Raw genomic sequence first — 11,457 nt, forward strand, 5'->3', positions numbered from 1 at the left:
CCATGACCACAGCCTCCGTGAAGCCGCCGTCGCCCCCGGAGGGCGACGCGCCGCCCGAGAGCCGCTGGGGCCTCTGGGCGCAGGCCAACTTCCGCAAGCTCTGGATCGGTGAGACGACCAGCGGCCTCGGCACGGCCGTCGGCAACGTCGCCCTCGCCCTGGTGGCCGTCGTCACGCTGGAGGCCTCGCCGTTCATGGTCGGCCTGCTGACCGCCTCCGCCTGGGTGCCGTGGCTCTTCCTCGGCCTGGTGGCCGGCGCCTGGGTGGACCGCTGGCCCCGGCTGAAGGTGATGCTGATCTGCGACCTCCTGCTGCTCGTCCTGTTCGCCAGCGTGCCGGTCGCCGGCTGGCTGGGCCTGCTGACCATGGCCCACCTGGTGGTGGTGGCGCTGCTGGCCGGCGCGGTCAAGGTGTTCCTGTCCACCGCGAACAGCGCCGTACTGCCCGTCCTGGTCGCCAAGCCCGACCTGCTGGAGGCCAACGTCAAGCTGCGCTCGGGGGACGCGGCCGCCGAGATCGCCGGCCCCGGCCTGGCCGGCCTGCTCTCGCAGGCGTTCGGCGCCGTCAGCGGGCTGCTCGCCGACGCGGTCACCTACCTGGTGGCGGCGGTCTGCGTGGGGTCCATCCGGGCCGAGGAGAAGCCTCCGCCGGTCTGCGAACGGCGCGGGATCCTGCGCGAGATCGGCGAGGGGGTCCGGTTCCTGGCCCGTGACCCTTACCTGCGCACGCTGGCGAGCTTCGCGGCCGTCGGCAACCTCGGCCTCAACGGCATCCAGGCCGTGCAGACCATCTTCCTCGTCCGCAGCGTGGGCGTGACCCCCGGCGGCGTCGGAGCCGTCTTCGCGGTGGTCTCGGTCGGCGGCCTGGCCGGCGCCGCGCTCGCCGGACGGATCGCCCGCCGGTTCGGGACGGCGCGCGGGCTGCTGCTCTGCGAGCTGGTGGGGGCGCCGTTCATCCTGCTGCTGCCGATGGCCGGGGACCGGCTGCCCCTGGCGGTCAGCGCGGTGGCCTGGTCGGTCGCGGTCTGCGGGGTGATCGCCGGGAACGTCATCGCCGGCAGCTTCTACCAGGCCTACTGCCCGCCCGCGATGATCGGCCGGATCCGGGCCAGCGCCTCCACCGTCAACTTCAGCGCCATCCCGGTGGGCGCCCTGCTCGGCGGCTGGCTCGGGGAGGTGCTCGGCGCCCGCACCACCCTCTGGATCATGGCGAGCGTGCTGCTCTCCGCCGGCCTGGTCCTGCTGGCCGGCCCCATGCGCGGCCTGCGCAACTTCCCCGAACGCCCCGCGCTGTCCTGACCGGCCCCGCCCGCGGTTCCCCTCCGTGCCGTCCCCGCCCCCGCCCGCACTCCTCCCGGAGCCCCCGATGACCCGCACCGCCCGTCCGCGCCGCTTCCTGATGTGCCGTCCGACCCACTTCGAGGTCAGCTACGCGATCAACCCCTGGATGGACCCGGCCAAGCCGGTCGACACCGGCCTCGCCGTCACCCAGTGGGAGCGGCTGTACGAGCTGTACGCCGACCTCGGCCACCGCGTCGACCTGATCGACCCGCTGCCCGGCCTGCCCGACATGGTCTATGCGGCGAACGGCGCCACCGTCGTCGACGGCAAGGCGCTCGGCGCCCGGTTCCGCAATGCCGAGCGCGCCGCCGAGGGCCCCGCCTACCTGGAGTGGTTCAGGCGCAACGGATTCACCACCCACGACCCGGTCCACGTCAACGAGGGCGAGGGGGACCTGCTGCTGGCGGGCCGTCACCTGCTGGCCGGCCGCGGCTTCCGCAGCGTCAGCGCCGGCCACGCGGAGGCACAGGAGTTCCTCGGCCGCCCGGTGATCGGCCTGGACCTCGTCGACCCGCGCTTCTACCACCTCGACACCGCGCTCAGCGTGCTCGACGACGACGAGGTCATGTACTACCCGGGCGCGTTCTCCGCGGGCAGCAGGCAGGTGCTGCGCCGCCTCTTCCCGGACGCGGTGCTGGTCGAGGAGGCCGACGCGGCGGTGTTCGGGCTCAACCTGATGAGCGACGGGCTGAACGTGGTGCTGCCGGAGGCTGCGACCGGGGTCGCGGCGAGGCTGCGCGAACGGGGCTTCCGGCCGATCGGAGTGGACCTCTCCGAGCTGTTCAAGGGCGGCGGCAGCGTGAAGTGCTGCACCCTGCACCTCCGCGAGGCCGCCTGACCGGCACCCCGCCAACGCCCCGATCAACGGGGCCGCTCGACGCACGGTGCTCGTGCGTCGATCGGCTGTTGAACGCGCCTTGCGATGCTCTTCCCATCAGCCCGGAACACTCCGGGAGGAACCGAAGAACCCCCTTCCCGCCTGGGAAGACGTCCCTCAGGAGCATTCATGGCGAACCGCGCGAACAACACCGTTGCCACCCGGGTCTGCCTGGCCGTCGCCGGCCTCGGCCTCGGCACGCTGATCGCCCTGGGCGCGGCCGGCGCGGCGATGGCCGACGACACCACCGGCAACGGCCAGGGCGGCGGGACCGTCAGCACCAACCAGGCCCCCGCCCCGACCCCGACCCCGTCCGACGACAAGGACTGGAACAGCACCGGCTCCTGAGCCGCGGCCCCGCCCCCTCGGCTACGCCTCCAGCCCGCAGCTCTCCACCATGGCCAGTGCCGGCTCCTCCAGCAGACAGGCCACCTCGGCGGCCTCCGGAAGCCCCAGCCGGCAGAAGACCTCGTACGCCTGCCGCAACCGCGCCCCCGCCTCGGCCCCGCGCCCGAGGTCCAGCAGCGAACGGCCCAGTACCACCAGCGCCTGAGCCTGGTCCCGTTCGGCCCCCAGCTCCTCGCAGAGCGCCAGCGCCCGCCCGGCGTGGTCGAGCGCCTCGTCGGCCCGGCCGAGCGAGCGCAGACTGTCCGCCAGCCGGTAGCGCGCGTGCGCGGCCCGGTCCCGCAGACCGGCACCCGTCGCCACCGTCAGGCACTCCCGGAACCAGGTCACGGCCTCCTCGTGCAGCCCGAGCCCGTGCAGCGCCAGGCCCAGTACGTACAGGGTGTACGCCCGCCCCGGATCGTCCTGCCGCGTCCGCAGCTCGGCGAGCGCCTCGTGGCAGATCTCCACCGCCTCCTCCGCCCGCCCGCTGCGCACCCGTGCCAGCGCCGCGTTCACGGTCGTCACCAGGGCGCCCGACCGGTGCCCGAGCGCGTTGGCCAGCACCAGGGCCTCGTCGTAGTGGTCCACCGCCTCGTCGTAGCGGCTGAGGAACTGGCAGATCAGGCCGAGGTCGTTGAGCGCCTGACGGAGGATCACCGTGTCGCCGGCGGTCCGCGCCGCGTCCACCGCCTGGCGGGCGGCCGCCTCGGCCGCGTCCAGCCGGGTCGCGGCCAGGGCCACGTTCCCGCGCAGGAAGTGCGCACGTCCCGTGGCCCGTACGTCGCCGTGCCGCACCGCCGCCTCCGCCAGCGCGTCGGCGGTGGCGGCGAACTGCCGGCTCGGAGGGGTGAGGACGAACGGGGTGAGCGCGATCAGCAGGTCGATCGAGGCCCGCAGCGCCGTGCCCTGACCGCCGTCGGGCAGGAGCGGCCCGCCTGCCGCGGGCCCCGCGGGGCCCGCGACCGCGTCCGCGGCGACCTGGGCCGCCAGAGCCACGGCGCCGGCCCGCTCCGTCGCCGTCCACTCCCGGGCCGTGTCCCATCCGGTCAGCGCCACACCGGGGGAGCGGGCCGGACCGAGCGCACCAGCCGCCGGGTCGCCCGGTACCGCGTGCTGGAAGGCTGTGCACGCCGTGGCCAGCAGGTGGTCCAGCAGCCGGTCCCGGGCGGCCAACGCCTCACCGCTCTCCGCCTCACCGCTCTCCGCCGGACCGCCGGACCCCGGACCGACGGACGCCGTGGCCGCCCCCCGCGCCGGGCGCCGTCGGGCGAAGGAGCGCAGCAGGTCGTGATAGCGGTAGCGCCCGGGGAACGGCGACTCCACCATCGCCACGTCCACCAGGGCCTCCAGCAGGTCCTCGGCGTCGTACTCGTCGAGGTCGAGCAGCGCCGCCGCGGCCGGCAGCCCGATGTCCGGCCCGTCCACCGAGGCGACCAGCCGGAACGCCCGGGCCTGGTCGGCGGTGAGCTGTCGGTAGCTCAGTTCGAAGGCCGCCGCCACCGCGAGGTCGCCGATCCGCAGCTCGTCGATCCGGCGCCGCTCCACCTGGAGCCGGCGGCTGAGCGTCTCCACCGTCCAGCCCGGCCGGGCCGCGAGCCGGGCCGCGACGATCCGGACCGCCAGCGGCAGGTACCCGCAGGCCACCACCAGCTCCAGCGCCGCGTCGCGTTCGGCGTCGAGCCGGTCCGTGCCGATGGTGCGGCCGAGCAGGTCGAGGGCCTCGGAGGGGTGGAACACGTCCAGGTCGACGTGGACGGCGGCCGGCAGTCCCGCGGGCCGTGTGCGCCCCGTGGTGAGGACCGCGCAGCCGACCGTTCCCGGCAGCAGCGGCCGGATCTGCGCCGTGTCCTTGGCGTTGTCGAGCACCAGCAGCAGGCGCCGCCCGTCGACGACGGACCGGAAGAGCGCCGAGCGGGCGTCCAAGCCGTCCGGCACCGCGTCACCGGGGACCCCCAGGGCGACGAGGAAGCCGCTGAGCACCGCTTCCGGATCGGCGGGCACCGGGTCGGAGCCGCGCAGGTCCGCGTAGAGCTGGCCGTCCGGGTAGGACTCCCGGACGCGGTGTGCCACGTGCAGGGCGAGCGCCGTCTTGCCGACCCCGCCCATGCCGACGACGGTGGCGATCACCAGTGCCTGCGCCGCGGGGGTGCCGAGTGCCTCGTCGAGCACCCGCACCGGGGCCGTACGTCCGGTGAAGTCGGCGGCGTCCGGTGGGAGCTGGGCCGGTCTTGGTGGTGCCGCCGCCGGTCTGGGGGACGCCTCCCGCCCCTTGTCCGCCTGGTCCCGGCCCGGTACGGGCGCCGCGGGGCCGGATCCCTGGCCGGATGGCTGCCCGGTGTCGTGTCCGGAGTCCCCGACGGCGCGGATCTCCCGGGGCTCGTCGGCGGGCGGCGATGCCGGCGGGCTCGGTTCCGGAGCCGCCAGCGCCGGATCGCCCTCCAGGATCCTGCGGTGCAGGTGCTCCAGGTCCGACCCCGGCGCGACGCCCAGTTCCGCGAGGAACAGCTGCCGCACTCCGCGGTACACCGCCAGCGCGTCCGCCTGCCGTCCGGCCTGGTAGAGCGCCCGCATCAGCAACCCGTACGCCCGCTCGTGCAGCGGGTGCTCGGTGGTGAGGGAGGTCAGCTCGGGGATGCAGCGCGAGTAGCGGCCGAGCGTCAGGTCCAGCCCGATCCGTTCCTCCAGCAGGGTCAGGCGCAGTTCCTCCAGCCGCTGGCGGTGCCGCTCCGCGAACGGGCCGGGTACCCCGGCCAGCGGTTCGCCCTGCCACAGCTCCAGCGCCTGGTTGAGCAGGTCGCGGGCGCGCAGCGGATCGGTCCGCGCGGTGCGCTCCGCCTCGGCGGCCAGCGACTCCGCCTCCGCGGAGTCGACGGCCAGCTTCGGCAGGACCAGCCGGTAGCCGTCGCCCATGGACACCAGCACGCTCGACGCGGGCCGTTCGCCCCCGGCCGCCGCGTCGCCTTCCTCCCCTTTGCCGCCCGCGTCCAGCACCTTGCGCCACCGCCACGCGTACGTGCGCACCGTGGTCATCGCCGCGCTCGGCGGCGCCTCACCCCACAGCGCGGAGATGAGGTCGGTCGCACTCGCCGAGTGCCCCGGCCGCAGCAGGAGGACGGCCAGCATCGCCTGCTGCTGCGGGCTCCCGATCTTGAGCGCGGTAGCGCCCCGGTGAGCCCGCATCAGACCGAGTAACGAGAAACGGAGATCGCCCAAGTTCTGCCCCCAGCCCCCAGAACACGGTGCCCGCCCCCGCAAGGCGCCCATGTCTCGATTTGTGTCACCTTTTTAACCACAGCGTCGTACTCGGTGTCGAGAGTCCGTTGAGCCTGTGGTGATCAGGTGTTGAACCTTGCGGTAGAGAATCGCACCGTGCCGCGGGCACGCCGGAGACCGTCCGGGCTCGCGCCCGCCCCCTCGGTCGCCGGTGGCGCCGGGCCCGACCATACATTCGGAGGCGGACGTCCGTGAACACCCCATTGCTGTACCGGCTGCTCGACACCGACCCCGCCGCCGGGCCGGCGGAACTGCTGCACCGCGCCCGGACCGGCCGCCATCTGCCCCATCTGGTGCTCTCCGCGCTGGCGGGCGACGGCGTCCGGATGGGCGAGGCCGCCCGGGCCGAGCTCGGCCGCGCGCGCGAGCGCGTCGCCCGGTACGCCCGCCTGGCCGCCGGCCTCGCCCGTTCCACCGGCGTCCACGCCATCCGGGGCCTCCCGCTCGCCGGGTACTACCCGGCCGGTCTGCTGCGCCCGCTGGACACCCTCGATCTGGTCGCCCCCGACGAGGCGGCGCTGTGGCAGGCCGTCATCCGGCTGGCCACCGACCACCCGGTGGAGCACATCGACGTGTCCCTGTTCGGTGAGCGCCCCCACCACACCGCGGTCACGCTCCACTGGCCCGCCGAGGACCCCCTCGTCGACCCCTGGTACCGCGTCCACCTCTCCACCGCGGCCCTCCCCGGCGACGGGCGGGGCGTGCCCGTCCGGCCGTTCCTGGTCGCCGACGCCCATGTGGAGTGCCTGATCGCACTGGCCGAGTCCCGCCTCGGAGGGCCGGGCCTGCCGCCCGGCGCGCTCACCCTCCTCGACGTCGCCGCCCTCACCGGCCGGCCCTTCGAGGCCGCCGAGACCGCCGCGGTCGTCGCCGCCTACCGGCTGGCCCCGGAGGTCGCGGCCCTCCTCGACCACGCCGCCGAGCACGTCCCGCTGGGCCCGCTCGCGGCCGTCCGCGCCGCGCTCGCCCCGGAGCTGGCCGCCGAGCACCGCCGCCGCGGCGGGGCCCCCGCCGCCCGGCGCGTCCCGGCCCGGCACGGCGCCCTGCTCCGCCGCACCGCCATCCGCCACAGCTGGGGCGAGGCCCGCCTCCTCGGCCACACCCCCGACACCTCCCTCCTCCTCACCCCCGTCGCCGACTACCTCCTCGCTCCGGCCGCCGACGCCGTCGCCGACCCGGCCACCCGCACCGCCGCCCTCGACGCCCTCCACCACTGGGACGCCCTCTGCTGACGCGAGGAATTCCGTATTCCGCCCGGCGGGCCCCGCGGCTCGACCAGGGTTTCCCCGCCGCGGCCTTCATCACATTTCCGAACCCGCCCACCAGCTCCGCTAACATGTTCGAGCGAACAATGATCAGGTTGAAATATGAACATCGGCTGAAAAATTGATATCTGCGGTTTTGCGAGTGTTTTCGCGAAAGGGCGGCGGAGCCGAGTCCGCCGCGTGGCGTCGGCCACGCGTCGTGCTGTGGGCCGCAGCGGGCGCGGTGGGCCTCGGATTCCTCATCGCGCTGGAGATCGCCGCGCGCGGCTACGGCGTGCGGGGGCCGATCACCGACCAGGCGCGCGAGGTGGTGTTCGCCCCCAAGTCGGGGACGGTGCTGTACGCCAGCATGGCGTTGATGCTGGTGGTGCTGACCTGGCGCCAGCGCTTGATCGCGATCGGCGCCGCGGTCGGCATCGACCTCGTCTTCTGGCTCGTGCGGTGGACGGTCGGCGCCGAGATGATGTACGGCAACGGCGCCCTGCTCGTCACCCTGGGCTGCGCCGTCATCGCGCTCACGCGCCGCACCGGACGTGAACGGATCCTGCTGCTCCAGGGCGTGGGCCTGGCCCTGCTGCTCGTGACAGGCCGCAAGACCGGCTACACCTGGCTGCTGATCACGTCCAAGACCCGCCCGACCGTGCTCGACCAGTACGTGGCGACCGCCGACCAGGCGCTGGGCAACCCGTCATGGGTGGCGGGGCGGATCGTCGAGGCCACCGGGGCCGCCGGCTTCCGCGTCCTCGAATTCGTCTACATCCAGCTCGCGGTGATGGCGGTCCTCGTCGCGCTGTACCAGCTGCGCAACGTGGCGGTCGAGCGCCGCTTCCCGCGCCACCACCTGGTGCGCACCTTCCTGGCCATCGGACTCCTCGGGCCGGGCATCTACATGGTCTTCCCGGTGGTCGGGCCGATCTTCGCGTACGGCGCCGACGGCGGGCAGTGGGCGCTGGCCGAGCTGTGGCCGAACACGCCGCCGCCCGTCGCCGTTCCCCAGCCGATGCCCTTCGACGAGTTCACCCCGCGCAATTGCATGCCCAGCCTGCACACGGCATGGGCGACCGCGATCTTCATCCATTCCCGCAAGGCCCCGCGGGCCCTGCGATGGGCGGGCACGTTCTGGCTGATCGCGACGCTCGGCGCGACGCTGGGATTCGGTTACCACTACGGCGCGGACATCGTCGCCGGCGTGGTCTTCACCCTGACCATCGACATCGCGCTGCGCACCCTCGACCACGGCTGGGACCGGAAGGGGATCCGCCTGGTCGCCCACGGCGCCGCGGTCTTCGTCGCGCTCCTGCTGTCGTACCGCTTCCTGTCCCTGGAAATGGCGGGACACCCGTGGGTGTCCGGGCCGCTGGTCGTCCTGTCGATGGTCTCGGTGATCTACGGCTACGTACGGATCACCAAGCGGTGGGAACGCCGGTCCGCGACGGTCTCCGTGCCGCAGCCGCGCCGCGAACCGCAGCCCGAACTGGTCTGAGGACGCCGCGCGCGCCCCGGTACGTCCGGGGCGCGCGCGGGCAGGACGGACGTGCCCGGCGGGCGGGCCGGCCGGTGGATCAGACGATGCCCTCGGCGATCTCGGCCTGCTCCCGGGCGTTGCCGTACGCCGACGGGGTCCCGTACGAGCGCCGGGCGGCGTACCACCAGGCGCTGGCCAGGACCAGGACCACGGCCAGGGCGATCACCGCGTAGTTCATCGAGTCGATGGTCACCGGCGACTTCTGCGGCAGACAGAACAGCACGGTGACGACGGCCACCCACACGACGGCGATCCAGCCGATCGGCTTGCTCCAGCGGCCCAGGTTCCACGGGCCGGGCTGGAACCGGTTCCCGGCGCGCAGCCGCAGGTAGATCGGGATCGCGTAGGCCGGGGTGATGCCGATGACGTTGATGGCGGTCACGGCCCCGTAGGCGGTCGCGGAGTAGAGCGACGGGAGCGCCAGCACGGCCGCGACGGCGACCGAGAGCCACACGGCCGGGACCGGCGTCTGCGTACGGCTGCTCACCTTGCGCCACAGGGCGGAGCCGGGCAGGGCGTTGTCGCGGCTGAAGGCGAAGACCATCCGGCTCGCGGCGGCGACCTCGGCGTTCCCGCAGAAGAGCTGCGCGACGATGACGACGAGGAGCAGGGCGGTGGCGCCGCCGGAGCCCAGCGCGTCGATGAAGATCTGGGCCGGCGGTACACCGGTGGCGGTTCCCTGCACGGCCGCGTAGTCCTGGATGGCGAAGGTCAGGCCCGCGAGCAGCGCGAAGCCGGCGACCCAGGAGACCCAGATGGCCCGGACGATGCCCCGGGCGGCGGAGACGGAGGCGTTGGAGGTCTCCTCCGAGAGGTGCGCGGAGGCGTCGTAGCCGGAGAAGGTGTACTGGGCGAGCAGCAGGCCGACCGCCGCCACGTAGAACGGGTTGGCCCAGCCGGTGTCGTTGACGAACTCGGTGAAGACGAACGACGGCGACTGGTGCTGGTCGGGTATGAAGGCCAGGGCGCCCACGATCAGGGCGACGCCGCCCAGGTGCCACCAGACGCTGACGGAGTTGAGCACGCTGACGAGGCGGACGCCGAAGAGGTTGAGCGCGGCGTGCAGCAGCAGGATGCACAGGAAGATCACGAACGTCAGGCCGGGGGTGGGCACGACGCCGTACTGGAGGTTGAGGAAGGCGCCGGTGAAGAGCGCGGCGCCGTAGTCGATGCCGGCGATGGCGCCCAGCAGGCCGAGCAGGTTCAGCCAGCCCGTGTACCAGCCCCAGCGGCGCCCGCCGAGTCGGTCGGCCATGTAGTAGAGCGCTCCCGAGGTGGGGTACGCGCTGGTCACCTCGGCCAGGGCGAGACCCACGCAGAGCACGAACAGGCCGACGCCGGCCCAGCCCCACAGCATCACGGCCGGACCCCCCGTGCCCAGGCCGAAACCGTAGAGGGTCATGCAGCCGGACAGGACGGATATGACCGAGAAGCTGATGGCGAAGTTGCCGAAGCCGCCCATCCGGCGGGCGAGGACCGGCTGGTAGCCGAGTTCCCTGAGCCGTTCCTCCTCGTCCTGCCGGGGCGGGGCCTTGCCGTCCGGGCGGACGGTCGGCGCGGTTCGGGACATGGGGGAGTACCTCCGGGGGTCGTGGGGAACGGGGACGGTGAGCGGGGGTGGCTTGCTGGAGTGGCCTGCGGGAGTGGCGAGCGGGGCCGGGACTGCGGAAGTCAGTCCCGGACCGCCAGGCTGCGGGCCCTGGCCCGCAGGAAGACCTCCATGGCCAGTTCCTGGTCGGCCGGGTCGCGGGTCCGGTAGGCCCACGGCAGGGTGGTCCAGTACCGGTCGATCGCGTCGAAGACCTGAACCGCCTCGCCGAAGCGGTGGGCTCCCCACAGCGCGTGGGCGAGGTGGTTGAGGTCGAGCTGGGAGGCGCGGCGCAGGTCGCTGTAGCGGAACCAGGTGTCCAGGGCGTGGCCGGCGTCGCGCACGGCGTCCTCGGCGACCCAGTGGAGGTCGAGCGCCTTCTCCTGGCCGCGCTCGCGGCGGTACCGCTCGACGCTCAGATAGAGCGGCAGGAGGTGGACGGCCGACTCGGGCGGGGCCGAAGCGGATGCCCAGTGGACGAAGTTGGCGGCCTCGGTCAGCGGTCCGGGCGTACCCGCGCACACGAACTGGAGCATCCGGTGGTACGCCTCGCGGTTGTGCGGGTCGCGCTTGTCGACCTGGGCGAGGATGCCCCAGGGGCCGCGGGGCAGCATCAGGGCGGGCGGCTGCTGACGGTGCTCGTCCATCGCACGGTGCTCGTCGAGCAGGGCCAGCGCGAGCAGGCAGACCCACGGCACGGGGTCGGCGGGGCTCAGCTCGGCGGCGTCCCGGCAGGCGGCCCACGCCTCCTGCCACAGCTCGTGCGTGCGGGGGTGGCGCGCGCGGTGGGCGCGGACGGCGCGTTCGACGACGACACGGGTGTGCATGACGGACGCGGCGACGCTGCGCGGTTCCTCGGAGCGCCACGCCTGGACCACGTCCGATCCGGCGGCGACCGCGGCGAGCACCTGGGTGCGCTGGGTCCACAGCCCCCAGCCGTCCGTCCGGTCCAGTAAGTGCGCCATCGCCAGCCACCGGCCGGTGCGCAGGTCCTGCACGGCCACACGCAGGTCGTTGTCGTGGCCGGCGGGGTGGTAGACGGGCCGGAAGTCGCTGCCCGCCATCACCTCGTCCCGGTCGACGGGTAGCCGGGACGGGCGCGTCTTGCGGTGGTCGTCGTCATCGGTCCTCGCATCGCATGGCCTTCGCGCCTGGTGATCGGCGATCACTATAGAGTGACTATGAGCGTTCGAGTCATGAAA

At 73.7% G+C, this 11,457-nt stretch carries 8 protein-coding genes; 5 read left to right on the plus strand and 3 right to left on the minus strand.

The window, feature by feature from the left end:
• Nucleotides 1-2 precede the first annotated feature (2 nt).
• The 3 genes from ACZ3X1_RS17730 to ACZ3X1_RS17740 all read left to right on the plus strand — a co-directional run bounded on the left by ACZ3X1_RS17730 (nt 3) and on the right by ACZ3X1_RS17740 (nt 2,565).
• Nucleotides 3-1,298 (plus strand): MFS transporter, encoded by a 1,296-nt coding sequence (locus tag ACZ3X1_RS17730; RefSeq protein WP_467280196.1) that lies wholly within the window; start codon nt 3-5, stop codon nt 1,296-1,298.
• A gap of 67 nt (nt 1,299-1,365) precedes the next feature.
• Nucleotides 1,366-2,178, plus strand: coding sequence for a dimethylargininase (gene ddaH / locus ACZ3X1_RS17735; RefSeq protein WP_467280197.1), 813 nt, complete (start codon nt 1,366-1,368; stop codon nt 2,176-2,178).
• Between the two features lie 168 nt (nt 2,179-2,346).
• On the plus strand, nt 2,347-2,565 hold the full coding sequence (locus tag ACZ3X1_RS17740) for a hypothetical protein (protein WP_390073935.1): 219 nt from the start codon (nt 2,347-2,349) through the stop codon (nt 2,563-2,565).
• A gap of 21 nt (nt 2,566-2,586) precedes the next feature.
• On the opposite strand, the gene ACZ3X1_RS17745 is transcribed toward ACZ3X1_RS17740, so the two are convergent.
• Nucleotides 2,587-5,784 (minus strand): AfsR/SARP family transcriptional regulator, encoded by a 3,198-nt coding sequence (locus ACZ3X1_RS17745; RefSeq protein WP_467280198.1) that lies wholly within the window; start codon nt 5,782-5,784, stop codon nt 2,587-2,589.
• 284 nt (nt 5,785-6,068) lie between these two features.
• Here ACZ3X1_RS17745 and ACZ3X1_RS17750 point away from each other — a divergent pair, with 284 nt between their 5' ends.
• Nucleotides 6,069-7,109 (plus strand): hypothetical protein, encoded by a 1,041-nt coding sequence (locus tag ACZ3X1_RS17750; protein WP_467280199.1) that lies wholly within the window; start codon nt 6,069-6,071, stop codon nt 7,107-7,109.
• Between the two features lie 175 nt (nt 7,110-7,284).
• The gene (locus tag ACZ3X1_RS17755) at nt 7,285-8,625 is read left to right on the plus strand and encodes a phosphatase PAP2 family protein (RefSeq protein ID WP_467280200.1); all 1,341 of its coding nucleotides are present in this window, start codon (nt 7,285-7,287) and stop codon (nt 8,623-8,625) included.
• A 79-nt stretch (nt 8,626-8,704) separates the two neighbouring features.
• Here ACZ3X1_RS17755 and ACZ3X1_RS17760 read toward each other — a convergent pair whose 3' ends face one another.
• The gene (locus tag ACZ3X1_RS17760) at nt 8,705-10,237 is read right to left on the minus strand and encodes an amino acid permease (protein ID WP_356809835.1); all 1,533 of its coding nucleotides are present in this window, start codon (nt 10,235-10,237) and stop codon (nt 8,705-8,707) included.
• Nucleotides 10,238-10,338: 101 nt separating this feature from the next.
• Entirely contained in the window at nt 10,339-11,319 is a 981-nt protein-coding gene (locus ACZ3X1_RS17765; protein WP_356809833.1) for a hypothetical protein, read from the minus strand.
• Between the last annotated feature and the right edge of the window lie 138 nt (nt 11,320-11,457).

The sequence above is a fragment of the Streptomyces sp. NPDC023541 genome (assembly GCF_055559995.1).

What these genes read in the sequence shown, in the direction of transcription:
- ACZ3X1_RS17730 (WP_467280196.1), top strand. Translation starts at nt 3, where the DNA reads ATGACCACAGCCTCCGTGAAGCCGCCGTCGCCCCCGGAGGGCGACGCG.
- ddaH (WP_467280197.1), top strand. Translation starts at nt 1,366, where the DNA reads ATGACCCGCACCGCCCGTCCGCGCCGCTTCCTGATGTGCCGTCCGACC.
- ACZ3X1_RS17740 (WP_390073935.1), top strand. Translation starts at nt 2,347, where the DNA reads ATGGCGAACCGCGCGAACAACACCGTTGCCACCCGGGTCTGCCTGGCC.
- ACZ3X1_RS17745 (WP_467280198.1), bottom strand. Translation starts at nt 5,784, where the DNA reads ATGCGGGCTCACCGGGGCGCTACCGCGCTCAAGATCGGGAGCCCGCAG.
- ACZ3X1_RS17760 (WP_356809835.1), bottom strand. Translation starts at nt 10,237, where the DNA reads ATGTCCCGAACCGCGCCGACCGTCCGCCCGGACGGCAAGGCCCCGCCC.
- ACZ3X1_RS17765 (WP_356809833.1), bottom strand. Translation starts at nt 11,319, where the DNA reads ATGGCGGGCAGCGACTTCCGGCCCGTCTACCACCCCGCCGGCCACGAC.